Annotated in this window: 25 protein-coding genes; 17 read left to right on the top strand and 8 right to left on the bottom strand. The window is 60.7% G+C overall.

The annotated features are described in order from the left end of the window. The first annotated feature begins 57 nt into the window (after positions 1-57). Complete coding sequence (locus AC1RL5_RS25355; protein WP_072450929.1) at positions 58-2,793, top strand: winged helix-turn-helix domain-containing protein; 2,736 nt, start codon at positions 58-60, stop codon at positions 2,791-2,793. A 24-nt stretch (positions 2,794-2,817) separates the two neighbouring features. Here AC1RL5_RS25355 and AC1RL5_RS25350 read toward each other — a convergent pair whose 3' ends face one another. From AC1RL5_RS25350 to AC1RL5_RS25340, 3 genes are all read right to left on the bottom strand, one after another. Next, positions 2,818-3,720, bottom strand: coding sequence for a LysR family transcriptional regulator (locus AC1RL5_RS25350; RefSeq protein ID WP_011063360.1), 903 nt, complete (start codon positions 3,718-3,720; stop codon positions 2,818-2,820). A gap of 232 nt (positions 3,721-3,952) precedes the next feature. Then, the gene (locus tag AC1RL5_RS25345; protein ID WP_041119813.1) at positions 3,953-5,284 is read right to left on the bottom strand and encodes a sensor histidine kinase; all 1,332 of its coding nucleotides are present in this window, start codon (positions 5,282-5,284) and stop codon (positions 3,953-3,955) included. Then, positions 5,277-5,951, bottom strand: coding sequence for a response regulator transcription factor (locus AC1RL5_RS25340; protein ID WP_019093010.1), 675 nt, complete (start codon positions 5,949-5,951; stop codon positions 5,277-5,279). Before AC1RL5_RS25340 ends, AC1RL5_RS25345 begins: the two co-directional genes overlap by 8 nt. A gap of 139 nt (positions 5,952-6,090) precedes the next feature. Between AC1RL5_RS25340 and AC1RL5_RS25335 the strand changes: the two genes are divergently transcribed. The 5 genes from AC1RL5_RS25335 to AC1RL5_RS25315 all read left to right on the top strand — a co-directional run bounded on the left by AC1RL5_RS25335 (position 6,091) and on the right by AC1RL5_RS25315 (position 8,747). Beyond that, a complete protein-coding gene (locus tag AC1RL5_RS25335) occupies positions 6,091-6,273 on the top strand; it encodes a hypothetical protein (RefSeq protein WP_143031425.1) in 183 nt (60 codons plus the stop codon). Beyond that, on the top strand, positions 6,254-6,508 hold the full coding sequence (locus tag AC1RL5_RS25330) for a hypothetical protein (protein ID WP_072450928.1): 255 nt from the start codon (positions 6,254-6,256) through the stop codon (positions 6,506-6,508). Before AC1RL5_RS25335 ends, AC1RL5_RS25330 begins: the two co-directional genes overlap by 20 nt. Positions 6,509-6,673: 165 nt before the next feature. Continuing rightward, complete coding sequence (locus tag AC1RL5_RS25325; protein ID WP_011063355.1) at positions 6,674-7,174, top strand: methylated-DNA--[protein]-cysteine S-methyltransferase; 501 nt, start codon at positions 6,674-6,676, stop codon at positions 7,172-7,174. A gap of 58 nt (positions 7,175-7,232) precedes the next feature. Then, entirely contained in the window at positions 7,233-7,877 is a 645-nt protein-coding gene (locus AC1RL5_RS25320; RefSeq protein ID WP_015636939.1) for an MBL fold metallo-hydrolase, read from the top strand. A gap of 111 nt (positions 7,878-7,988) precedes the next feature. Beyond that, complete coding sequence (locus AC1RL5_RS25315; RefSeq protein WP_011063337.1) at positions 7,989-8,747, top strand: YiaD family glycine zipper/OmpA-like lipoprotein; 759 nt, start codon at positions 7,989-7,991, stop codon at positions 8,745-8,747. Positions 8,748-8,824: 77 nt separating this feature from the next. Here AC1RL5_RS25315 and AC1RL5_RS25310 read toward each other — a convergent pair whose 3' ends face one another. Further along, positions 8,825-9,259: a Z-ring associated ZapG family protein gene (locus AC1RL5_RS25310; RefSeq protein WP_011063336.1), complete on the bottom strand. Its 435-nt coding sequence runs from the start codon at positions 9,257-9,259 to the stop codon at positions 8,825-8,827. 144 nt (positions 9,260-9,403) lie between these two features. Between AC1RL5_RS25310 and AC1RL5_RS25305 the strand changes: the two genes are divergently transcribed. The 3 genes from AC1RL5_RS25305 (at position 9,404) to zapE (ending at position 12,596) form a co-directional block, all read left to right on the top strand. Continuing rightward, positions 9,404-10,033 carry an alpha/beta hydrolase gene (locus tag AC1RL5_RS25305; protein WP_015636938.1) on the top strand — a complete coding sequence of 210 codons (630 nt, stop codon included), beginning with the start codon at positions 9,404-9,406 and terminating at the stop codon, positions 10,031-10,033. A gap of 24 nt (positions 10,034-10,057) precedes the next feature. Continuing rightward, complete coding sequence (locus AC1RL5_RS25300; RefSeq protein WP_015636937.1) at positions 10,058-11,413, top strand: tryptophan--tRNA ligase; 1,356 nt, start codon at positions 10,058-10,060, stop codon at positions 11,411-11,413. Positions 11,414-11,501: 88 nt separating this feature from the next. Then, on the top strand, positions 11,502-12,596 hold the full coding sequence (zapE, locus tag AC1RL5_RS25295) for a cell division protein ZapE (RefSeq protein WP_019093692.1): 1,095 nt from the start codon (positions 11,502-11,504) through the stop codon (positions 12,594-12,596). 42 nt (positions 12,597-12,638) lie between these two features. Here zapE and AC1RL5_RS25290 read toward each other — a convergent pair whose 3' ends face one another. Then, positions 12,639-13,538: a GlxA family transcriptional regulator gene (locus AC1RL5_RS25290; RefSeq protein WP_169892244.1), complete on the bottom strand. Its 900-nt coding sequence runs from the start codon at positions 13,536-13,538 to the stop codon at positions 12,639-12,641. Positions 13,539-13,782: 244 nt separating this feature from the next. On the opposite strand from AC1RL5_RS25290, the gene AC1RL5_RS25285 reads away from it, so the two are divergent. Continuing rightward, positions 13,783-14,919 carry an acyl-CoA dehydrogenase family protein gene (locus AC1RL5_RS25285; RefSeq protein ID WP_011063331.1) on the top strand — a complete coding sequence of 379 codons (1,137 nt, stop codon included), beginning with the start codon at positions 13,783-13,785 and terminating at the stop codon, positions 14,917-14,919. 78 nt (positions 14,920-14,997) lie between these two features. Here AC1RL5_RS25285 and AC1RL5_RS25280 read toward each other — a convergent pair whose 3' ends face one another. Continuing rightward, complete coding sequence (locus AC1RL5_RS25280) at positions 14,998-16,038, bottom strand: NADP(H)-dependent aldo-keto reductase (RefSeq protein WP_492589879.1); 1,041 nt, start codon at positions 16,036-16,038, stop codon at positions 14,998-15,000. A 247-nt stretch (positions 16,039-16,285) separates the two neighbouring features. On the opposite strand from AC1RL5_RS25280, the gene rplM reads away from it, so the two are divergent. The 7 genes from rplM (at position 16,286) to AC1RL5_RS25245 (ending at position 21,161) form a co-directional block, all read left to right on the top strand. Beyond that, the gene (rplM, locus tag AC1RL5_RS25275) at positions 16,286-16,714 is read left to right on the top strand and encodes a 50S ribosomal protein L13 (RefSeq protein ID WP_007928449.1); all 429 of its coding nucleotides are present in this window, start codon (positions 16,286-16,288) and stop codon (positions 16,712-16,714) included. A gap of 14 nt (positions 16,715-16,728) precedes the next feature. Further along, positions 16,729-17,121 carry a 30S ribosomal protein S9 gene (rpsI, locus tag AC1RL5_RS25270; protein ID WP_003228056.1) on the top strand — a complete coding sequence of 131 codons (393 nt, stop codon included), beginning with the start codon at positions 16,729-16,731 and terminating at the stop codon, positions 17,119-17,121. A 253-nt stretch (positions 17,122-17,374) separates the two neighbouring features. Next, positions 17,375-17,968 (top strand): ubiquinol-cytochrome c reductase iron-sulfur subunit, encoded by a 594-nt coding sequence (gene petA, locus AC1RL5_RS25265; RefSeq protein ID WP_011063329.1) that lies wholly within the window; start codon positions 17,375-17,377, stop codon positions 17,966-17,968. Then, positions 17,968-19,179, top strand: a complete 1,212-nt coding sequence (locus AC1RL5_RS25260) for a cytochrome b (RefSeq protein WP_011063328.1) — start codon at positions 17,968-17,970, stop codon at positions 19,177-19,179. Before petA ends, AC1RL5_RS25260 begins: the two co-directional genes overlap by 1 nt. Further along, positions 19,179-19,961 carry a cytochrome c1 gene (locus AC1RL5_RS25255; RefSeq protein WP_492589877.1) on the top strand — a complete coding sequence of 261 codons (783 nt, stop codon included), beginning with the start codon at positions 19,179-19,181 and terminating at the stop codon, positions 19,959-19,961. The genes AC1RL5_RS25260 and AC1RL5_RS25255 overlap by 1 nt, the downstream gene beginning before the upstream one ends. Positions 19,962-20,113: 152 nt before the next feature. After that, positions 20,114-20,731, top strand: coding sequence for a glutathione S-transferase N-terminal domain-containing protein (locus tag AC1RL5_RS25250; RefSeq protein ID WP_011063326.1), 618 nt, complete (start codon positions 20,114-20,116; stop codon positions 20,729-20,731). Positions 20,732-20,747: 16 nt separating this feature from the next. After that, positions 20,748-21,161 carry a ClpXP protease specificity-enhancing factor gene (locus AC1RL5_RS25245; RefSeq protein WP_011063325.1) on the top strand — a complete coding sequence of 138 codons (414 nt, stop codon included), beginning with the start codon at positions 20,748-20,750 and terminating at the stop codon, positions 21,159-21,161. A 51-nt stretch (positions 21,162-21,212) separates the two neighbouring features. Here AC1RL5_RS25245 and AC1RL5_RS25240 read toward each other — a convergent pair whose 3' ends face one another. Both AC1RL5_RS25240 and AC1RL5_RS25235 read right to left on the bottom strand, forming a co-directional pair. Beyond that, positions 21,213-21,791, bottom strand: a complete 579-nt coding sequence (locus AC1RL5_RS25240; protein WP_011063324.1) for a BON domain-containing protein — start codon at positions 21,789-21,791, stop codon at positions 21,213-21,215. Beyond that, a complete protein-coding gene (locus AC1RL5_RS25235) occupies positions 21,788-22,381 on the bottom strand; it encodes a phosphoheptose isomerase (protein WP_015636934.1) in 594 nt (197 codons plus the stop codon). Before AC1RL5_RS25235 ends, AC1RL5_RS25240 begins: the two co-directional genes overlap by 4 nt. Between the last annotated feature and the right edge of the window lie 62 nt (positions 22,382-22,443).

Genomic DNA, 22,443 nt, shown 5'->3' with positions numbered 1-22,443 from the left:
ACCGCTAGTCTGCGGACATCTGCTACGCCGACAACCGTACATCAATAAGAGTTGGCCATGACTGACCTGTCCCCCCTGCAACGGCCTGCCAGCGCGGTGATCCCCGCTCTGGAGGGGCGTTTTTATCGACCCCCCCTGCCCGATGGATACGTGCAGCGGCCGCGTCTTTGCGAGCGCCTGGGCGCCGGGTTGAAGGGGCGATTGCTGCTGGTCTGTGCGCCTGCCGGGTTTGGCAAGAGCTCGCTGGCCGTGGAGTTTTGCCAGGGCCTGCCGGATAACTGGCAGAGCCTGTGGCTGGGGTTGAGCCGCCGGGACAGCGATCCCGGGCGCTTCCTCGAGCGTCTGTTGGCCGGTCTGCAGCAGTACTTTCCCCAATTGGGACGGCAGTCCCTGGGCCTGTTGAAAATGCGTCAGCGCCACCAGCCCTTCGCCTTTGAAGAGTGGCTGGACGGCCTGCTGGATGAGCTGGCGGTGCAATTGACCGGTGCCAGTCCGTTATTGCTGGTGCTGGACGACTATCACCTGGCCCAGGGGCCGGTCCTCGATCGTTGCCTGCAGTTTTTTCTCAATCACCTGCCCGATGGCTTGCTGGTGCTGGTCACCAGCCGCCAACGCCCGGACTGGCACCTGGCGCGGCTGCGGTTGTCCCGGCAACTGCTGGAGCTGCACGAGCAGGATTTGCGCCTGACCCACGACGAGTCCCTGAGCCTGCTCGACCGGCACAGCAGTTCGCTGCGCGGCGAAGCCCTGGAAAACCTGATTCAGCGCAGTGAAGGCTGGGTGGCCGGGCTGCGTTTCTGGTTGCTGGCGGCATCCGAGGCGGGAGCCGGGGGCGCGCTACCCCAGGGCCTGCATGGCGGGGAAGGGCTGATCCGCGACTACCTGCTGGAAGAGGTCATCGACTGCCTGCCCGCCGAAGTGCAGTCATTCCTGTATGACACGGCGCCCCAGGAGCGGTTTTGCGCCGAGCTGTGCGATGCCCTGCGCGAAGCCCATGACAGCGCCGAGATCCTGGGTTTCCTCCAGGCCCACCAGGTATTCCTGGTGCCCCTGGATGAGCACGGCCATTGGTATCGTTATCACCACCTGTTTTCCGACCTGCTGCGCAGCCGGCCCACGGCCAATGCCCTGGTGCCAGCGGCCAGCCTGCACCTGCGCGCCTGTCGCTGGTTCAACGCCCAGGGGCTGCTCGACGAAGCGGTGGAGCAGGCGCTGCGCGCCGGACACCTGGACGTGGCGGCCAACCTGGTGCAGAACCTGTCCGAAGAGCAACTACTGGCGGAACAGAACGTCGGCATGCTGCTGCGCTGGAAGATGGACCTGCCCGACAGCCTGCTGATCAGCACGCCGCGGCTGATCGTGCTCTACAGCTGGGCCCTGGGCCTGGCCTGTCAGCTGGATGCGGCGGAGGAACTGGCCAATCACCTGAGTCGTTTCCTGCCGGCCCCTTCGGCCACGGCGCAGAAGTCGATGTTGGCGCAATGGCTGGCCCTGAGCGGGATCATCGCCCGTGGCCGCGGCCAGCGGGAAAACACCCTGGCCTATTGCAGCGAGGCCCTGGAAAGCCTGCCGCCCAAACGTTATGGGCAGCGCCTGATGTGCCTGTCGACCTTGTCCAACCTGGCCATTACCGATGCCGATCTGTGGCGGGCCCGCAGCCTCAATCGCGAATCCCTGGAGCTGGCGCAACGGGTCGGCAATCCGTTGTTCGAAGCCCTGGCCCACTACGACCGTGCCCGGGTCCTGCAGGCCCGCGGCGAAGTGCTGCGGGCGCAGGAGGAGGTACACCAGGGACTGCGGCGCTTGCAGGGCCTGTCGGCCCAACGGTTGTATGCGGTGCGGGCCCGGCTGACCCTGTATGACGGTTATCTGCTGACCCTGCGTGCCCAGCCCGAGGCCGGCCTGTTGCGCTTGCAGGCCGGCCTGGTGGAGGCCCGGGCCTGTCGCGATATCAGCGTGCTGATCGGTCACTGCGTGATCGCCAAGCAGGAAGGCCTGGGTGGCGAGTTCTCCCGAGCCTTCGCCGAGCTGGCGGAAGCCGAGCGCTTGATGCACATCTGGGACGTGCCACCGATCTATTACCTGGCAATGATCACCCTGGTGAAATGCGAGCTGTGGCTGGCCCAGGGGCGTACCGATCTGGCCGAAGCCTGGCTGGCCCGCCTGGGCCAGACCTACACCGGCGAACAGGCGGCGGCGCCACCGGAATTCCACCCGCAACTGCCGTTGCACATCGAATTGCAGCAAGCCCAGCTTGAAAGCATCAAGGGCGATCTGGGCCGGGCGGAGCAGCGCTTGAATCGGTTGGTCGAACATGGCCAGCAAAGCGGCCGGCAGTTGCTGAGCGTGATGGCCCTGACCCAGAAAGCCGCACTGTTGCTGGCGGCCGGTCGCGGTCCGCAGGCCCGCCAGGACCTGGCCCAGGCTCTGGAGGCCGGGGTTGGAGGCGCGATGCAGCCGTTCATGGCATTGCTCCATGGCCATCCCGGTTGGATGCGTGAGCAGTTGCAGCAGGGCGTATCGACAGCGCTGACCCAGGCATTGCTGGAGCGGTTGCCGGCAGCATCGCGTGAGCCTCAGGAGATCGCAGCCCATAACGAGTCCTTGAGCTCCCGAGAGCTTTCAGTGTTGCAGTTGATCGCCCAGGGCTGCTCCAACCAGGAAATCAGCGAGCGCCTGTTCATCTCGTTGCATACGGTGAAGACCCATGCCAGCCATATCAACAGCAAGCTGGGGGTAGAGCGCCGGACCCAGGCCGTGGCCCGGGCCCAGGAGCTGGGGTTGCTGGGGTAGGCGCTGCGCCACTGGCTGCCGGGGCTAGCGGGCCAGGTGCTCCTTGCAGTAGTCGGCGAACAACCGCGCCGGCTTGGTCAATTGGCCACGTTTGAGCCAGGCGGCCACCAGGCCTGAACCTGTGACGTCCTCGACAATGTCGACACACACCACCGGCTTGCCATCGTAGGAAAAAGGCGAGTGGGGGCGGGTGACCAGGATCGAGAAACCGAAGCCCTGGCCGACCATCCCGCGCACCATCTCGATGGACGGTGAGCTGAAGGCAATCTGCGGCGTCAGCCCCAGTTCTTCGAACAGGCTGACGAAATAGGTGCGGCTCGGTTGCACGTCCAGCAGGATCATCGGCTCCAGGCACAGGTCGCGCAGCGATACCTGGGGCTGCTTGGCGTAGCGATGGCCGGCCGGCAGCAAGGCGTAAGGCCGTTGCGGCGGCATCAGTGGCTCGGTTTCGATGGTGCCGTCCAGGTCATGCTCATAGAGGATCGCCAGATCGAACGCGCCACCGGTCAGGCCCTGTACCAGTTCCTGCTGCTCGCCATCACGGATGCGGATTTCCACCCCGGGATAGAGCGCGCTGAAGCCGGCGATCAGTTGTGGCAGGTACAACGGTGCCACGGTTTCGAAGCAGCCGATGTCGATCTGCCCGGCGACCACGTCGTTGTCTGCCAGGGCGTTCTGCTCGAACTCCTTGGCCATGCGCAGCAGCTCCTGGGCCTTGCGGTAGAAACGTGCCCCGCTGGGGGTCAGGGAGACGCCGAGAGCATGGTGACGAATCAGCAATTGCACGCCGAAGCTGTCCTCCAGGCCCTTGATGGCTGTGGAGATCGACGGCTGGGCGATGTACAGCTTGCGTGATGCCTCGGCGACGCTGCCGCACTCGACGGTGGTGATGAAGTACTTCAGTTGACGCAGATTGTAGGCAGCCACAGCGAACCTCGTTCTTTGCCCGGGCACGGGGGAAGGGCGGCCGGGTCAGGGTGACCCGGGACTTGCATGCATCACCGCGCATGCAGTGCGCTTGATGCAAGCAAGTTACGCACCGGCAAGGCTCCCCCGGCGTGTTTTTTTGTCCCGCAACAATACTCACAAGTGCCGGGAGGGAGGGCATGACCAAGGCAGTTTTTTCATCGCTTGCGAGCACATTTTTCCTCGCTTGGCTTCAGGCACTCTCCTCGCCGGGGTCGGCGGGCGGGGCTTCCTCGGTCGGGGTGGCGTCGAAGTCCAGGGTGACGCTGAAGCGTTGCTCCTCCACCAGCACATCGATGCGCCAGCCCAGGCGGGCACACAACTGGCGCATCAGTTCCAGGCCTAGGCCGTAGCCGTAGTCGCTGGAAGGCTCGATCTGCTTGGCTTCGCGGATGCGGTTGAGAATGCGCAGGCGCGGGTAGTCGAAGTGGATCTCGATGGTGCCGTCATCGGCATATTGCAGGGCATTGCGCAGGAAGTTGCCGACCACGATTCGGCAGGCGGTCAGGGGCAGGCGGCAGGGCGTGGTGCTGATGTCCAGGGTCAGTTCGATATCCCGTGTCCCGATCAGGTAGCGCTGCTCCTGGATCAGCTCGTTGACCAGCCCGCTCATGTCGATGGGCTCCTCGGGCAGGGCTTCGGGCAGCTCGCGGCTCATCCACAGCAAGGTCTCGGCGATGCGCTGCATGTTCAGCACCGAGCGTTCGATACGTTGCAGGGGCGGCGGCAGGGCGCCGCCGGATTGCAGGGTCAGCAGCTCGATATTGGCCTTGAGCACTGCCAGCGGGGTACGCAGTTCATGGCTGGTGTAGCGTAGCAGCCGACCTTCACGCAGGCTGGCTGCCTGGACCTGTTGGATGCTCTGGGCCAGGGCGTCGGCCAGCATATTGAATTCCTTGAAGCTGAAATTGGGCCGTTCGCCGGCCACCGTGTCGGGGTCCTTGAGGGTACTGGACCACTGGGACAGGCGGCCCAGGGGCCGCACCAGCCACCAGACCAGCAGGGCAATGATGATCAGCGCCGGTATGAACACCGCCAGGCTGATGAAAATCACCCCGTGCAGTTCACGGTCCAGGTAGGCATCGGACAGTGGCGTCTCGACTTCGCCGCCTTCTTCCTGGTCATGGTCGACGTCGTACATGTACAGGGTCTTGCCGTCCGCCAGGGGTTGGGCAAGGATCGCCCGGCCTTCATCGTCGTCATCGGAATCCAGGTCGCCAAAGACCTGGACTGCACCGAAGGACAGGCTCGGGGGCGTGTCCAGCAATTGGCGGACCTTCTCGGGCAGCGCCTCCTTGCCGATGACGCTGGTATAGAAATAGTTGTGCGGCGGCGGGGTCGTGGGGTCCTTGTTGTAGTGCCTGGCGAAGTACTGGGCTTCTTCCTCCATCATCGCGCTGGCGGTGTAGAGCAGGCCGCGGACGCTGTATTCCGGCAGCAGCAGACTGTAGATCAGCAGTACCACGGCAATCAGCAGCAGGAAGCTGCCGCTGATCACCCATTTCAAACTAAGGCCGTTACGCATGTGACCTCAGCTGTATGCCAATACCGGGAAGGGTGTGGATCAGGGGCTGGTCGAAGGACTTGTCCACAGTCTTGCGCAGCCGATGCATATGCACCTTGAGGGTGTTGCTGTCGGGCGGCTCGTCGCCCCAGATCGTCGCCTCCAGGCGTTCCCGGGTGACAGGTTCGGGGCTGGCGCGCATCAGGCATTCCAGCAGGGTCCAGCAGATGGGCGACAGGTGCAGTTCCTGGCCGGCGCGGCTGACCTTGCGGGTGGTCAGCTCCATCACCAGGTCGGCCACCTGCAGGCGGCTGGCCTGGCCGCTGCGGCGCAGGCTCAGGGCGCGGATCCTGGCCACCAGCTCGGCCAGTTCGAAGGGCTTGACCAGATAATCGTCGGCACCGGCGGCAAAGCTGGCGAGCTTGTCCGACAGGGCATCCAGCGAGGTGAGCATGAGGATGGGGGTCTGGCTGCCGTGTTGGCGCAGTTGTTCGCACAGCTGCTGGCCGTCCAGCCGCGGCAGCATGATGTCCAGGAGGATCACGTCGTAATGCTGGCTCAGGGCCAGGTTAAGGCCGGTCTGGCCGTTGCTGGCGTGGTCGCAGACGATGCCGCCGATTTCCAGGTACTCGATGACGGTATTGGCCAGGTCGAGGTTGTCCTCGACCAGCAGCAGGTGAATATGCACGGAAACGTCCCCTTGGACCCTTGGCACTCGATGGGCCGAAGGATAGCGGAAGCCGAGGCCTTTCCATTGATGTTTACCCGCTGTTAACCCGGCGCTCTCTAAGCTCAGGCTCTTCTTAACTGCAGAGCGCGGCACAGCCATGAACCTGTCTTCAGTGCTCAAAGGCATCCTGCTGGTGTTGATTCTTCTCGGCCTGATGGCTTGCGTCCTGCCGTCCGGGGCACCCATGGTGCGCCTTGGGGACGGTGGCCCCTTGAGCTTGTTCCTGCTGGGGCATGACCTGCAACAGGCGGAGGCCGAGCATGTCGCGGGCATCGTCTGACGATAGCGGCGCCGGCTACACCGACCAGTTGGTGCTGTGTCTGATGCTGATCCTGTGTGTATCGATTTCCCTGGGTGCCTATATCGTGCGTTTCAACGCCCAGATCGACCGCCAGCGCGAGCTGTCGCCGGTGCACTTGCTGGAGTGTGGTCAGGGGCGAGGGGCCTTTATCGTCGACCCCCATGGCCGGCTTAGCAGCAGCGACAATTGCTACCTGGTGGACGAAGACGACTAGCCTCGCCGCCTGGCAGCGCCCAGAATGATCCGCCTTCGAGTTCCAGCGCAAGAAACGAGGTTCTTGCGCTGAAATCTCGTTCTACAGTGCAGGCGTACTGAGATAAAGGCGGCGAACCCCAGGGTTGCCGGCCTGATTTCCCTGGCGGATTGAAGGAGAACTGCGATGTCCTGCGTATTCAAGAAAATGGCGTCCCCGGTTGGCCAACTGACCCTGGTCGCCCGGGGAGCGAAGCTGGCGGCGATTCTGTGGGAGCACGAGCGGCAGAACCGAGTGCGCCTGGGCCCACTGCAGGAAGCCGCGGAGCATCCACTGTTGCTGGAGACCGAGCGCCAGTTGCGCGAATACTTTGCCGGTACCCGCGAGCGTTTCGAGCTTGAGCTGGACTTTGTCGGCACCGAGTTCCAGCGCCAGGTCTGGCAAGCCCTGCTGACCATTCCTTTCGGCGAGACCCGCAGTTACAGCCAGATCGCCCGACAGATCGGCAATCCCACTGCAGTGCGTGCGGTAGGGGCGGCCAATGGGCGTAATCCGATCTCGATCGTCGCCCCCTGCCACCGGGTGATCGGCGCCTCGGGCAGCCTCACCGGTTTCGCCGGCGGTCTTGAGGCCAAGCAGTTCCTGTTGGCACTGGAAGGCGAGGAGACGTTGCAGCTGGCGTTCTGAGTAAGCAGTGGCGGCGAGCTGTGACAGAATGGCCCATCGATTTTTCTGGAGCCTTCCCATGGACGCCGCCAAGCCCAGCCTCATCCGCGAAACCTTCCCCGTCGGCCCGCTGCAGTGCAACTGCACCATCATTGGCGACCCGCTGACCAAGAAAGCCATAGTCGTCGATCCGGGCGGCAACCCCGACCTGATCATGGCGCGCCTGGACGCACTGGGCCTGAAGGTGGTGAGCATCATCCATACCCATGCCCATCTGGATCACTTCCTGGCCTCCGGGCAGATGAAGGAAAAGACCGGCGCCACCCTGCACTTGCACAAGGACGACCAGTTTCTCTGGGACAACCTTGAGATGCAGTGCAGCATGTTCGGCGTGCCCTACACCCCTGTGCCGTCCCCGGATCGCTGGCTGGGTGATGACGAAGAGTTGGCCTGCGGTTGCGGCGTGGCCTTGCACACTCCAGGGCATACCCCAGGTTCCATGAGCTTTTGGTTTTCCGAGGCTAAGCTTTTGATAGCCGGCGACACGCTGTTCAAACGCGGGGTCGGGCGCACGGATTTGTGGGGTGGCGACCAGGCCACGCTGGTGCGTTCGATCAAGCAGCGTCTCTATACCCTCGACGAAGACGCCACAGTGGTTGCCGGGCACGGCCCAGACACCCGGCTGGGAGATGAGATGCGTCAGAACCCGTTCGTGCGAGCCTGACTATTTGCCCGTTGGTTCACGGAATTTTTGCCGTTCTGCGTGTTCCAACGCCGGCAAAGGTCTATTGCCAACGTCCGCTGCACCACAGAATGCAAAATGTAGGAGCTTTCCATGTTCACCTCACGTCGTTTGATTGTTGTCGCTACTGCTGTGGCCTTGTTGTCCGGCTGCGCTTCGCCTAACCCCTATGACAACCAGGGGCAGGCCGACGGCGGCTCGTCTGGCATGAGTAAAACCGCCAAGTACGGTGGGCTGGGAGCCTTGGCCGGTGCGTTGGCTGGTGCTGCCATCGACCACAACAACCGTGGCAAGGGGGCCCTGATCGGTGCAGCAGTGGTCGGTGCTTCCGCTGCAGGTTATGGCTACTACGCTGACCAGCAGGAGAAAAAACTGCGCGCCAGCATGGCTAACACCGGGGTCGAGGTGCAGCGCCAGGGCGATCAGATCAAGCTGATCATGCCGGGCAACATCACCTTCGCCACTGACTCGGCGAATATCGCGCCCAGCTTCTACCAGCCCCTGAACAACCTGGCCAACTCCCTGCGTGAGTTCAACCAGAACCAGATCGAGATTGTTGGCTATACCGACAGCACCGGCAGCCGTCAGCACAACATGGATCTGTCCCAGCGTCGCGCCCAGAGCGTAGCGACCTACCTGACGTCCCAGGGGGTCAGCGGTTCCAACCTGTCCGCTCGTGGCGCCGGTCCGGACAACCCGATCGCCAGCAACGCCGATGTCAACGGCCGTGCGCAGAACCGTCGGGTCGAGGTCAACCTCAAGGCGATTCCGGGCCAGCAATACCAGCAACCGAACCAGCAGTACCAGCAGCCCTATCAGCAGCAAGGTCAGCAATACCAGCAGTATCCCTGACCGGACTGGCTGAACCCCAGGCATAAAAAAGCCCGCCCGATGCAGATCGGGCGGGCTTTTTTAATGGCTGAGGCGTATTACTTCTTCAGGCCATATTGTTCGTCGAGCATGCCTGGGGCATTCGGCGTCTTCGGCGCGTAGTCCCGTGGTGGTTCCTGGTCCCGTGGAGGGGTCAGGCGCTCACGTGGAGCCTGCACCGACTCCGAGTGCAAGGCGGCCAGCAGGCGCTGGCGGGTCAGTTCGTCCAAGGCCAGGCGATTGGCGCCCTCGGCGAGGTGATCCTGCACTTCCTGGTAACTCTGGGTCAGTTTCTTGACCAGGGTTGCGGTGCTGTTGAAGTGAGTGACCACTTCATTCTGATAATTGTCGAAACGTTCCTGAATATCATCCAACTGACGCTGCGTGCGGTTAGGCGCGGCATTGGGCAGCAGGCGAGCGACCAGGAATCCAATGGCGACACCCGCGACCAGGGCAAGAGTCGGCAACAACCAAACTAAGAGCGAGTGTTCCACGAGTCCTTCCTCTATAAACGGCTTTGCTTTACGTTAACGGCTCGAACCTGCGCTGTATACCGCGATTCACTCGCAATAGATTGGCACAGACCATTTGCTAGACGAGTCGACCCCCTTCGAGGTCACGGAGTTCCTTCCTTGCTTATGCGTGAAACCCCTGTAGTGATTGCCGGCCCGGTGGGCCAACTGGAAGCCCTGTATCTGCAGGTGCCCGATGCACGTGGGATGGCGCTGATCTGCCACCCCAATCCGGTGCAGGGCGGCACCATGCTCAATAAGGTGGTATCCACCCTGCAGCGCACTGCGCGGGATGCCGGCCTGACCACCCTGCGCTTCAACTACCGTGGCGTGGGCGCCAGTGAAGGCAGCCACGACATGGGCAGCGGTGAAGTCGACGATGCCCAGGCGGCTGCCCAGTGGTTGCAGGCCCAGCATCCGCAACTGCCCTTGACCCTGTTCGGGTTCTCCTTTGGCGGTTTTGTCGCGGCCAGCCTTGGCGGGCGTCTGGAAGGCCAGGGCACGCAGCTCAAGCACTTGTTCATGGTGGCGCCGGCAGTCACTCGCCTGCGTGATAGCGACCTGCTGCCGCAGAACTGCCCGTTGACCCTGATCCAGCCGGAAACCGATGAGGTCATCGACCCTCAGGCGGTCTACGACTGGTCCGACGCGCTTGTTCGCCCCCATGAGCTGCTGAAAGTGGCAGAATGCGGGCACTTTTTTCATGGCAAGCTCACCGATCTGAAAGATCTGGTGCTGCCGCGACTTTCGAATTGATAGCAGTCTGATAAGCGATTACCCATGACTACTCGTACGCGTATCCTCACCGGCATCACCACCACCGGCACCCCGCACCTGGGCAACTATGCCGGTGCGATCCGCCCGGCGATCGTCGCCAGCCGCGACAGCAATGCCGATTCCTTCTACTTTCTGGCCGACTACCACGCACTGATCAAGTGCGATGACCCGCTGCGTATCCAGCGTTCGCGCCAGGAAATCGCCGCCACCTGGCTGGCCGGTGGCCTGGATGTGGAGCGCGTGACTTTCTATCGCCAGTCGGACATCCCTGAGATCCCGGAGCTGACCTGGCTGTTGACCTGCGTGGCGGCCAAGGGGCTGCTCAACCGTGCCCATGCCTATAAGGCTTCGGTGGACAAGAATGTCGAGGCCGGTGAAGACCCGGACGCCGGCATCACCATGGGCTTGTACAGCTACCCGGTACTGATGGCGGCGGACATCCTGATGTTCAACGCGCACAAGGTGCCGGTGGGCCGCGACCAGATCCAGCACGTGGAAATGGCCCGGGACATTGGCCAGCGTTTCAACCACCTGTTCGGCCAGGGCAAGGAGTTCTTCACCATGCCCGAGGCGCTGATCGAGGAAAGCGTTGCCACCTTGCCAGGCCTCGATGGCCGCAAGATGTCCAAGAGTTACGACAACACCATCCCGCTGTTCACCAGCGCCAAGGACATGAAGGACGCGATCTCGCGGATCGTCACCGACTCCAAGGCGCCAGGCGAGGCCAAGGATCCGGACAACTCTCATTTGTTCACCCTGTACCAGGCGTTCTCCACCCCTGCGCAAGCCGCCGAGTTCCGCAGCGAGCTGCTTCAGGGCCTGGGTTGGGGCGAAGCCAAGAACCGCCTGTTCCAATTGCTGGATGCCGAACTGGGCGAAGCCCGCGAGCGTTATCACCAACTGATCGCACGCCCTTCGGACCTGGAAGACATCTTGCGTGCCGGCGCCGTCAAGGCCCGTGCCGTGGCCACGCCGTTCCTCAACGAACTGCGCGAAGCCGTGGGCCTGCGCTCTTTCGCCGCCCAGGTACAGGTGGCAGCCACCACCAAGAAAAAAGCCGCCAAGGCCGCGCGTTTCATTAGCTTTCGCGAGGATGACGGCAGCTTCCGTTTCCGTTTGCTGTCGGCCGATGGCGAGCAACTGCTGCTGTCGCGCAATTTCGCTGATGGCAAGGCTGCAGGTGCTGTCACCAAGCAACTGCAATCGGGCCAGGAGCTGGATCTGCGGACCGAGGGCAATGCATTCGGTATCTGGCTGGACGGCGCCTGTGTGGCGGACAGCCCGGACTTTGCCGATGCCAGCGCCCGTGATGCGGCTGTAGATGCACTGCGCATTGCTCTGACCCCGGCGCAGGACTAATCGGCATCTTCCCGACCAAGGGCTGATTGCCATTCCCCAGGGCCGTCGCTAAAGTGACGGCCCGTTTTTGTTGCCTTGCTAACGAATTATGACGCCCCTAGAACGATACCAAGCAGATCTGAAACGCCCGGATTTCTTTCATGATGCGGCACAGGAAACGGCTGTGCGTCATCTGCAGCGCCTGTATGACGATCTGATCGCGGCCGAGCAAAACAAGCCGGGCCTGCTCGGCAAGCTCTTTGGCAAGAAGGACCAGACGCCGGTCAAGGGTCTGTATTTCTGGGGTGGAGTGGGGCGCGGTAAGACCTATCTGGTGGACACCTTCTTCGAAGCCTTGCCGTTCAAGGAAAAGGTACGCACGCACTTTCACCGTTTCATGAAGCGCGTACACGAAGAAATGAAAACCCTGGGCGGTGAGAAGAACCCGTTGACCATCATCGCCAAGCGTTTCTCGCAAGAGGCGCGGGTGATCTGCTTCGACGAATTCTTCGTGTCTGACATTACTGACGCGATGATTCTTGGCACCCTCATGGAGGAGCTGTTCAAGAATGGCGTGACCCTGGTCGCCACCTCGAACATCGTCCCCGACGGCTTGTACAAGGATGGCTTGCAGCGCGCGCGCTTCCTGCCGGCGATTGCCCTGATCAAGCAGAACACCGAGATCGTCAACGTCGACAGCGGTGTCGACTACCGCCTGCGTCATCTGGAGCAGGCGGAGCTGTTCCACTATCCATTGAACGAAGAAGCACAGGAAAGCTTGCGCAAGAGCTTCCGGGCGTTGACGCCGGAGTGCACCCAGGCGGTGGAAAACGATGTGTTGATCATCGAGAATCGCGAGATCCGCGCATTGCGTACCTGCGATGATGTGGCCTGGTTCGACTTCCGGGAACTGTGCGACGGCCCGCGCAGCCAGAACGACTACATCGAGCTGGGCAAGATCTTCCATGCCGTGTTGCTCAGTGGCGTGGAGCAGATGAGCGTCACCACCGACGACATCGCTCGGCGCTTTATCAACATGGTCGACGAGTTCTACGACCGCAACGTCAAGCTGATCATTTCTGCCGAGGTCGAACTCAAGGACCTCTACACCGGTGGCCGCCTGACGTTCGAGTTCCAGCGCACCCTTAGCCGCCTGCTGGAGATGCAGTCCCACGAGTTCCTGTCGCGGGCGCACAAGCCATAAGCATTGCCAGATGAAAAAGGGCCTGCATTGCAGGCCCTTTTTTTATGCCGCCTGTTGCTGGAACTGTTGGCGGTACTGGTTGGGTGAAAGTTCGGTGTGCTGGCGGAACAGTCGGGCGAAGAAACTGGCGTCGTCGTAGCCGACTTCGTAGCTGATGGTCTTGATGCTCTTGCGCGTTCCCGAGAGCAGGCCCTTGGCGGTTTCGATGCGCAGGCGCTGCAGGTAATGCAGGGGCTTGTCGCCGGTGGCGGTCTGGAAACGGCGCATGAAGTTGCGAATGCTCATGCCGTGCTCGCGGGCCACGTCCTCGAAGCGGAACTTGTCGGCGAAGTGCTCTTCGAGCCAGTGCTGGATCTGCAGGATGATCACGTCCTGATGCAGCTTCTGGCCGCCGAAGCCGATGCGCCCTGGGGCGTAGCTGCGCTGTACTTCATAGAGAATGTCCCGGGCCACGGCCTGGGCCACGTTGGCACCGCAGAAGCGTTCGATCAGGTAGATGTACAGATCGCAGGCCGAGGTGGTACCGCCCGCGCAGTAGAGGTTGTCGGCGTCGGTCAGGTGCTTGTCCTGATTGAGCTGGACCTTGGGGAAGCGCTCATTGAAGGCGCTGAAGAAGCGCCAGTAGGTAGTGGCTTCCTTGCCATCGAGCAAGCCGGCTTCCGCCAGCCAGAATACCCCGGTGGCTTCGCCGCAGAGCACCGCGCCGCGAGCGTGCTGGGCGCGCAGCCAGGGCAGGATCTGCGGGTAACGCTGGCACAGGGTGTCGAAGTCGTCCCAGAACGCCGGGAGGATGATGATATCGGTGTCTTCCAGCGGGCCGTCCACTGGCATGATCACGTCGCTGAAACTGCATACGGGTTGACCGTCGGGGCTGACCAGGCGGGTTTCGAACGCCGGGGTCAGGCCTTGGCCCAGTTGTTTGCCGTAGCGCAGGCTGGCCAGATGGAAGAAATCCTTGGCTTGCATGAGGGTGGAAGCGAAAACCCGGTCGATAGCCAGGATGCTGACGCGCCGCAAGGGCGTGGAGGTTTGGTTAGACATAATTCAATTGTTCTTATAGGGGAAAGTGGTCACCAGACGGCTGGATCGTCTTATTTTTTGTCGGATGTGTCCAGTGTCCCGTGCAGGTGGCTAGCCTTAGGCTCTGGCAGCCAACCCATGATCAATAACCATCACAGGTGCCTGCATGATCCCTAGAACCTTGTTCAGCTCCGAGCACGAACTCTTCCGTGACAGCGTGCGTACATTCCTTGAGAAAGAGGCAGTGCCCTTCCATGGAGAATGGGAAAAACAGGGCTATATCGACCGTCAGTTGTGGAGCAAGGCGGGGGAGGCCGGAATGCTGTGTTCGCACATTCCCGAGGAATACGGCGGCCTGGGGGCGGACTTTCTCTACAGCGCGGTGGTGATCGAGGAGATTGGCCGGCTGGGGCTGACGGGCATTGGTTTTTCCCTGCATTCGGACATTGTCGCGCCCTACATCCTGCATTACGGCAGTGAGTCGCTGAAGCACAAGTACCTGCCCCGGCTGGTCTCGGGGGAAATGGTCACGGCCATTGCCATGACCGAGCCGGGGGCGGGCTCCGACCTGCAAGGGGTGAAGACCACGGCAGTGCTCGACGGCGACGAATACGTGATCAATGGTTCCAAGACCTTTATTACCAACGGCTACCTGGCGGACCTGGTGATAGTCGTGGCCAAGACCGATCCCAAGGCCGGAGCCAAGGGCACCAGCCTGTTTCTGGTTGAGGCCGATACTCCCGGGTTCTCCAAGGGCAAGCGCCTGGAAAAGGTGGGAATGAAGGCTCAGGACACCTCCGAGCTGTTCTTCCAGGATGTGCGAGTACCCAAGGAGAATCTGCTGGGGCAGGCTGGGGCAGGTTTTGCCTATTTGATGCAGGAGTTGCCCCAGGAGCGCCTGACCGTGGCCATTGGCGGCCTGGCCAGTGCCGAGGCTGCATTGCAGTGGACCCTGGAATACACCCGCGAACGCAAAGCCTTTGGCAAGGCAATTGCCGATTTCCAGAACAGCCGTTTCAAGCTGGCGGAAATGGCCACGGAAATTCAGATCGGCCGGGTATTTGTCGATCGCTGCCTGGAGCTGCACTTGCAGGGCAAGCTCGATGTGCCGACGGCGGCCATGGCCAAGTACTGGGGGACTGACCTGCAGTGCAAGGTGCTTGATGAATGCGTGCAGTTGCACGGCGGCTACGGCTTCATGTGGGAGTACCCGGTGGCCCGGGCCTGGGCCGATGCCCGGGTGCAGCGCATTTATGCCGGGACCAACGAGATCATGAAGGAGATCATTGCCCGCTCACTATAGGAAGCGGGCCGCAGGCGAAGGGTGCGAAGCGGGTTTGCGACGTATCCATTCGCTGGCAGGCCAGCAACTGTGGGCCGATTAAGGCGCGGGGTTGGGGTGATCCTTGTGGATTGCCTCGATCCCGGCGAGGACCTCATCCGACAACTTCAAGGCGGCGCTGGCGATGTTGCTGTCCAGCTGTTCCAGAGTGGTGGCGCCGATGATGTTGCTGGTCACGAACGGCTGTTGAGTGACGAAGGCCAGGGCCATTTGTGCCGGATCCAGGCCGTGCTCGCGGGCCAGCGCCACATAGCGGCTGCAGGCCGCTTCCGACTGAGGGTTGAAGTAGCGGCTGAAGCGGCTGTAGAGGCTCAGCCGTGCCTTGGCTGGCCGCGCGCCGCCTTCGTACTTGCCGGACAGGTAGCCAAAGGCCAGGGGAGAGTAGGCCAGCAGGCCGCATTGTTCACGAATGGCTATTTCCGCCAGGCCTACTTCGAAGCTGCGGTTGAGCAGGTTGTAGGGGTTCTGGATCGAAACCGCTCGCGGCCAGCCACGGCTCTCGGCCAGGGCAAGGAACTTCATGGTGCCCCATGGCGTTTCGTTGGACAGGCCGATATGGCGGATCTTGCCGGCCTTGACCTGCTCGTCCAGAGCTTCGAGGGTTTCTTCCAGCGGAGTGAAGTCTTCATCGGCCTGGTGCTTGTAGCCCAGTTGGCCGAAGAAGTTGGTGCTGCGCTCGGGCCAGTGCAGTTGGTACAGGTCGATCCAGTCGGTCTGCAGGCGCTTGAGGCTGGCATCCACGGCTTCGACTATATGCTTGCGGTTGTGCTTGAGCTGTTTGTCGCGAATGTAGTCGATGGTGTTGCCCGGACCTGCGATCTTGCTGGCCAGGACCCAGTCGGCGCGGTCGCCGCGCTGCTTGAACCAGTTGCCGATATAGCGCTCGGTGGTGGTGTAGGTTTCGGCCTTTGGCGGCACCGGGTACATCTCGGCAGTGTCGATGAAGTTGATTCCGGCGTTCTTGGCCCGCTCGATCTGAGCGAAGGCTTCAGCCTCGGTGTTCTGCTCGCCCCAGGTCATGGTGCCCAGGCAAATTGCACTCACATTCAGATCGGTTCGGCCCAGCTGGCGGTAGTCCATCGGGTGCTCCCTTGGCAAAACAATCATAAAAGCAGGTTGAAATTTTTTTCGCAATCTGCATAATTCGGCAGCTCTTTCTGCAGTGGAAGTGATGCGCCGCCTGCCGAAGAATCTTGCCGTATATCAGACGCGCTGACCCGAGCCCCCGATAGCGTCTGTGTCCGGCTGCCTTTGACCTTGTCAAAGTAAGCACTATTCAGTAAGATCCGCCGTCTATTTTGCTGGGCGGCCCCTGAGGCTATAAAGAATGAAAACTTTTACTGCTAAACCGGAAACAGTAAAGCGCGACTGGTTCGTCGTCGACGCTGCTGGTCAGACCCTGGGTCGTCTGGCCACCGAAATCGCGAGCCGTCTGCGTGGCAAGCACAAGCCTGAGTACACTCCTCACGTTGACACCGGCGACTACATCGTCGTAATCAATGCCGAGCAGGTACGTGTTACTGGCGCTAAAACCACTGACAAAATGTACTACTCCCACTCCGGTTTCCCGGGCGGCATCAAGTCGATCAACTTCGAAAAGCTGATCGCCAAAGCCCCTGAGCGCGTGATCGAGACCGCGGTAAAAGGCATGCTGCCTAAGAACCCGCTGGGTCGCGACATGTACCGTAAGCTGAAAGTCTATGCGGGCGCTGCACACCCTCATACTGCTCAGCAGCCCCAAGAACTGAAGATTTAACGGAATAGTTCATTATGTCGGCGACTCAAAATTACGGCACTGGCCGTCGCAAGACTGCAACCGCACGCGTTTTCCTGCGTCCGGGCACTGGCAACATCTCGATCAACAACCGTTCCTTGGATAACTTCTTCGGTCGCGAAACTGCCCGCATGGTAGTTCGTCAACCGCTGGAGCTGACCGAGACCGTTGAGAAGTTCGATATCTACGTCACCGTTATCGGCGGCGGTGTAAGTGGTCAAGCTGGCGCAATCCGCCACGGTATCACTCGCGCTCTGATGGATTACGACGAAACTCTGCGCAGCGCGCTGCGTAAAGCTGGTTTCGTAACCCGTGACGCACGTGAAGTTGAACGTAAGAAAGTGGGTCTGCGTAAAGCGCGTAAGCGTCCGCAATACTCCAAGCGTTAATTCGCTACTGCGTTCAAAAACGCCCAGTCTCCTCGCGGAGCTGGGCGTTTTTTATTGTCTAGAATTTGCTCTGTGACAACTTGCCACATCCGCGGAGGCCCTATACTGCAAGGCTTCGGGCCGGCTCGGCTTGGTAATTACCTTGTCAGAATAGGGGCTTTTCATTACCATTCGGCAAAATTTTTATAAGTTCAGATTTTTACTTAGTAGATGCCTGATTTAACAGGCCACAAAGCTGATGGGAGAGGACTGAATGAGCAATGACGGCGTGAATGCAGGCCGGCGTCGCTTCCTAGTAGCAGCCACATCCGTGGTGGGTGCTGCTGGAGCGGTGGGGGCTGCGGTCCCGTTCGTGGGGTCATGGTTTCCCAGTGCCAAGGCGAAAGCCGCAGGTGCACCGGTGAAGGTGAATATCAGCAAGATCGACCCAGGTCAGCAGATGATTGCTGAATGGCGTGGTCAGCCGGTATTCATCGTCCGCCGTACCGAGGAAATCCTGGGGAATCTTAAAAAGATCGAGGGCCAGTTGTCTGACCCTGACTCCAAGAACTCAGTACAACCAACCTACGTCGACCCGGAAGTGCGTTCGATCAAGCCAGAGATTCTGCTGCTGATCGGTATCTGCACCCACCTGGGCTGTTCTCCGACCTTCCGTCCTGAAGTGGCGCCCGCGGATCTGGGCAAGGACTGGGTAGGTGGCTATTTCTGCCCTTGCCACGGTTCCCACTACGATCTGGCTGGTCGCGTCTACAAGTCGCAACCTGCGCCTTTGAACCTGCCAGTACCCCCGCATTCCTATGAGTCGGATGACATCATCGTCATTGGCGTCGACACGGAGAAAGCGTGATGAGCAAGTTCATGGATTGGGTTGATGCGCGCTTCCCCGCGACCAAGATGTGGGAAGACCATCTCAGCAAGTATTACGCTCCGAAGAACTTCAACTTCTTCTATTTCTTTGGCTCCCTGGCGCTGCTGGTTCTGGTCAACCAGATCGTAACCGGTGTCTGGCTGACCATGAGCTACACCCCTTCGGCGGAAGAGGCCTTCGCTTCCGTTGAATACATCATGCGCGACGTCGAGTACGGCGCGATCCTGCGTCTGCTCCACTCCACCGGCGCTTCGGCGTTCTTCATCGTGGTCTATCTGCACATGTTCCGTGGCCTGCTCTACGGTTCCTACCAGAAGCCCCGTGAGCTGGTGTGGCTGTTCGGCATGCTGATCTACCTGGCACTGATGGCCGAGGCCTTCATGGGCTACCTGCTGCCGTGGGGCCAGATGTCCTACTGGGGCGCCCAGGTGATCATCTCGCTGTTCGGTGCGATCCCGGTCATCGGCGACGACCTGACTCAGTGGATCCGCGGTGACTACCTGATTTCCGGTATCACCCTGAACCGCTTCTTCGCCTTGCACGTTGTTGCCCTGCCGATCGTGATCCTCGGTCTGGTGGTGCTGCACATCCTGGCACTGCACGAAGTGGGTTCGAACAACCCGGATGGCGTCGACATCAAGAAGAACAAGGATGAGAACGGCATCCCGCTGGATGGTATTCCTTTCCACCCTTACTACACCGTGAAGGATATCGTCGGCGTAGTGGTGTTCCTCTTCATCTTCTGCTCGATCGTGTTCTTCTTCCCGGAAATGGGTGGCTACTTCCTCGAGAAGCCGAACTTCGAACAGGCCAACCCGTTCAAGACGCCTGAGCACATTGCTCCGGTTTGGTACTTCACCCCGTTCTACGCGATCCTGCGTGCGGTGCCGGACAAGCTCATGGGCGTCATTGCCATGGGGGCTGCCATTGCCGTGCTGTTCGTGCTGCCTTGGCTGGACCGTAGCCCGGTCAAGTCCATGCGCTACAAAGGCTGGCTGAGCAAGATCTGGCTGCTGGTGTTCTGCATCTCGTTCGTGATCCTGGGTGTGCTGGGTGTATTGGCACCGACTCCGGGCCGTACGCTGCTGTCGCAGGTATGTACCTTCCTGTACTTCGCCTACTTCATTCTGATGCCGTTCTACACCAGGCTCGAGAAGACCAAACCGGTTCCGGAAAGGGTGACTGGCTGATGAAAAAGCTATTTGCTGTACTGATTCTTGCTGCTATGCCTGTATTGTCTTTCGCGGCCGAGCACGGCGGACCTGAGTTGGAGAAGGTCGATATCGACCTGGCCGACAAAGCAGCCCTGCAAGACGGCGCGCGTACCTTTGCCAACTACTGCATGGGCTGCCACAGCGCCAAGTTCCAGCGTTATGAGCGGGTTGCCGACGATCTGGGCATTCCTCACGATCTGATGTTGAGCAAGCTGGTCTTCACCGGCGCCAAGATCGGTGACCACATGAACATCGGCATGCAGCCGGCAGATGCCAAGACTTGGTTCGGCGCTGCGCCACCGGATCTGACTCTGGTGGCCCGTGTGCGGGGTACCGACTGGCTCTATGGCTACCTCAAGTCCTTCTATGAGGACCCGGCGCGCCCTTGGGGTGTGAATAACAAGGTTTTCCCGAACGTGGGCATGCCTAACGTTCTGGTTGGCCTGCAGGGTCGCCAGATGATCGGTTGCAAGCAGGTGCAGATCGTCGAAGACGGCAAGAAGCAATACGATCCACTGACCGGCACGCCGCTGACTCATGAAGCCTGTGACCAGCTGACCATCAAGGAGAACACCGGGACTCTCAACGAGGCTCAGTTCGACGAGAAGGTCAAGAACCTGGTGACCTTCCTGGCTTACTCGGCCAACCCGGTCAAGCTGCAGCACCAGCGCATCGGTACCTACGTACTGCTGTACCTGGCCTTCTTCTTCGTGTTCGCCTATCTGCTCAAGCGCGAATACTGGAAGGATGTGCATTGATAGCGTTTTAAGCATCAGTTGTTGAACGTGCGCGCCCAAGGGCGTCTCTGAAACTGTAACAACCCTGTATCATTCGGGGGTTACCAGAGGCGCCCTGAGGGCGCGCTCGTTTTTTCTGCTTCCGATAATTTCAACAAGCGAGGAGGATCGCCATGGGCGTGACCAATCGGTTGGCCTGTTACTCCGACCCCGCCGACCACTATTCCCACCGGGTGCGCATTGTGCTCGCAGAGAAGGGTGTCAGCGCCGAGATCATCAGTGTGGAGGCGGGGCGTCAGCCGCCGAAGCTGATCGAAGTGAACCCTTATGGGAGCTTGCCAACGCTGGTCGACCGCGACCTGGCGTTGTGGGAGTCGACAGTGGTGATGGAGTACCTGGATGAGCGTTATCCGCATCCGCCACTGCTGCCGGTTTATCCTGTGGCGCGAGCCAACAGCCGTCTGCTGATACACCGGATCCAGCGTGACTGGTGCGGGCAAGTGGATCTGATTCTTGATCCGCGGACCAAGGAGGCTGCTCGAGTGCAGGCGCGCAAGGAATTGCGTGAAAGCCTGACGGGTGTTTCTCCTTTGTTTGCCGACAAGCCATTTTTCCTCAGTGAGGAACAAAGTCTGGTGGACTGCTGCCTACTGCCCATACTCTGGAGATTGCCGGTCCTGGGTATCGAACTGCCGCGGCAGGCCAAGCCGTTGCTTGATTATATGGAACGCCAATTTGCGCGTGAGGCTTTCCAGGCGAGTCTGTCTGGTGTCGAACGCGATATGCGCTGAGGCTTAAGGAGCCGCTATGAACTCCAGTCGACCTTATCTGGTCCGCGCGCTCTATGAGTGGATTGTGGACAACGATTGCACCCCACACATGCTGGTCAATTCCGACTATCCGGCAGTGCAGGTGCCCCAGGGCTTTGCCAGTGATGGGCAGATCGTCCTGAACATTTCTCCCAGTGCCGTGCGTCATCTGCATATGGATAACGACGTAGTGACCTTCGAAGGGCGCTTCGGTGGTGTGCCGCACAGCCTGCATGTGCCGGTTGCGGCGATCCTGGGGATCTATGCCCGTGAGAATGGCCAGGGCATGGTCTTCGATCTGGAGTCGCCTCTGGATGAAGAGGATGATCTCGAGCCGGATGACGACCTGCCGCCACCGGACAGTGAGCCGCCGCGCCCCAGTGGCCGGCCCAGCTTGAAAGTGGTCAAGTAATAAAAAAGGCGATCCATCCGGATCGCCTTTTTTGTATCTCGCGGTTGTGTATCAGTCGATGTATTCGAACAGTTTGACGATCTTCTGCACGCCGGACACGCCTTGAACCAGGTTGGTGGCCTGGGTGGCCTCCTGTTGGGTCAGCAAGCCCAGCAGGTAGACGATGCCGTTCTCGGTCACCACCTTGATTCGCGAGGCGGGCACGCTGGCGTCGGTGAGCATCTGGGTCTTGATCTTGGTGGTCAGCCAGCCATCGTTCTGGCGGGCCAGGAAGCCGGAAGGTGGCAGTACCTGCAGTTCGTTGTGCACCTTCTTGACGCGCTGCACTTCGCTGGCGGCCTGTTCGGCCATGGCCTTGAGGTCCGGGCGGGGTGTTTGTCCGGCCAGCAGGACGATGCCGTTGAAGCTGGTGACAACGATGTGCGAGTTGTTTTCCAGGTCAGGGCTGGCTTTGGCGACGTTGACGGCGACTTTGGTCTCGATCAGCGAGTCGTCGATCTTGCTGCCAAAGGTACGGGTGCCGCGGTCATCATCGATGGGTTTGTCGCGGGTGGCGGTAATCACCGAGCTGCAACCAGTGATGCTCAGGCACAAGGTCAAGGCCAGGAGGCCAAGGCGATTAGGGGTCATTCTTCACTCCCGAACAATTGGCTGTCGATCAGATCGCAGAGGCAATGGATCGCCAGCAGGTGGACTTCTTGAATGCGTGCAGTGACGGTGGCCGGTACGCGGATCTCGACATCTTCAGGCAGCAGCAGGGAAGCCATGCCGCCGCCGTCACGACCGGTCAATGCTACGACAATCATTTCGCGATCATGTGCGGCCTGGATCGCCTGAATAATGTTTGCGGAGTTGCCGCTGGTGGAAATCGCCAGCAATACGTCGCCGGGCTGGCCCAGGGCGCGGATCTGCTTGGAGAAGACTTCGTTGTAGCTGTAGTCGTTGGCGATCGAGGTAATGGTAGAGCTGTCGGTAGTCAGGGCAATGGCCGGTAGGCTCGGGCGTTCGCGCTCGAAGCGGTTGAGCAGTTCGGAGGAGAAATGCTGGGCATCGCCGGCGGAGCCACCGTTGCCGCAAGAGAGCATCTTGCCCTCGTTCAGCAGGGCGTTGACCATGACCTGGCTGGCTTGCTCGATGTGCGGTGCAAGTACGTCCATCGCCTGTTGCTTGGTGTCGATACTGGCCTGAAAAAGCTGGCGAATTCGGGATTGCATGTCCATCTGTGTGACCTTAAGTGGCGCGGCTTGGTGGCACGTAAATGTGCAGCCCGCAAAGCAAAGAG

Source organism: Pseudomonas sp. GW822-FHT06D10 (genome assembly GCF_058799535.1).
The sequence above is the reverse complement of the archived record's forward strand: the minus strand, read 5'-3'. Positions and strand labels throughout refer to the sequence as shown.

Bases quoted from the DNA above. Each gene is read 5' to 3' on its own strand.
- AC1RL5_RS25355 (WP_072450929.1), top strand. From the start codon at position 58: ATGACTGACCTGTCCCCCCTGCAACGGCCTGCCAGCGCGGTGATCCCC.
- AC1RL5_RS25345 (WP_041119813.1), bottom strand. From the start codon at position 5,284: ATGCGTAACGGCCTTAGTTTGAAATGGGTGATCAGCGGCAGCTTCCTG.
- AC1RL5_RS25335 (WP_143031425.1), top strand. From the start codon at position 6,091: ATGAACCTGTCTTCAGTGCTCAAAGGCATCCTGCTGGTGTTGATTCTT.
- AC1RL5_RS25330 (WP_072450928.1), top strand. From the start codon at position 6,254: ATGTCGCGGGCATCGTCTGACGATAGCGGCGCCGGCTACACCGACCAG.
- AC1RL5_RS25325 (WP_011063355.1), top strand. From the start codon at position 6,674: ATGTCCTGCGTATTCAAGAAAATGGCGTCCCCGGTTGGCCAACTGACC.
- AC1RL5_RS25320 (WP_015636939.1), top strand. From the start codon at position 7,233: ATGGACGCCGCCAAGCCCAGCCTCATCCGCGAAACCTTCCCCGTCGGC.
- AC1RL5_RS25315 (WP_011063337.1), top strand. From the start codon at position 7,989: ATGTTCACCTCACGTCGTTTGATTGTTGTCGCTACTGCTGTGGCCTTG.
- AC1RL5_RS25305 (WP_015636938.1), top strand. From the start codon at position 9,404: ATGCGTGAAACCCCTGTAGTGATTGCCGGCCCGGTGGGCCAACTGGAA.
- AC1RL5_RS25300 (WP_015636937.1), top strand. From the start codon at position 10,058: ATGACTACTCGTACGCGTATCCTCACCGGCATCACCACCACCGGCACC.
- zapE (WP_019093692.1), top strand. From the start codon at position 11,502: ATGACGCCCCTAGAACGATACCAAGCAGATCTGAAACGCCCGGATTTC.
- AC1RL5_RS25285 (WP_011063331.1), top strand. From the start codon at position 13,783: ATGATCCCTAGAACCTTGTTCAGCTCCGAGCACGAACTCTTCCGTGAC.
- AC1RL5_RS25280 (WP_492589879.1), bottom strand. From the start codon at position 16,038: ATGGACTACCGCCAGCTGGGCCGAACCGATCTGAATGTGAGTGCAATT.
- rplM (WP_007928449.1), top strand. From the start codon at position 16,286: ATGAAAACTTTTACTGCTAAACCGGAAACAGTAAAGCGCGACTGGTTC.
- rpsI (WP_003228056.1), top strand. From the start codon at position 16,729: ATGTCGGCGACTCAAAATTACGGCACTGGCCGTCGCAAGACTGCAACC.
- petA (WP_011063329.1), top strand. From the start codon at position 17,375: ATGAGCAATGACGGCGTGAATGCAGGCCGGCGTCGCTTCCTAGTAGCA.
- AC1RL5_RS25260 (WP_011063328.1), top strand. From the start codon at position 17,968: ATGAGCAAGTTCATGGATTGGGTTGATGCGCGCTTCCCCGCGACCAAG.
- AC1RL5_RS25255 (WP_492589877.1), top strand. From the start codon at position 19,179: ATGAAAAAGCTATTTGCTGTACTGATTCTTGCTGCTATGCCTGTATTG.
- AC1RL5_RS25250 (WP_011063326.1), top strand. From the start codon at position 20,114: ATGGGCGTGACCAATCGGTTGGCCTGTTACTCCGACCCCGCCGACCAC.
- AC1RL5_RS25245 (WP_011063325.1), top strand. From the start codon at position 20,748: ATGAACTCCAGTCGACCTTATCTGGTCCGCGCGCTCTATGAGTGGATT.
- AC1RL5_RS25240 (WP_011063324.1), bottom strand. From the start codon at position 21,791: ATGACCCCTAATCGCCTTGGCCTCCTGGCCTTGACCTTGTGCCTGAGC.
- AC1RL5_RS25235 (WP_015636934.1), bottom strand. From the start codon at position 22,381: ATGGACATGCAATCCCGAATTCGCCAGCTTTTTCAGGCCAGTATCGAC.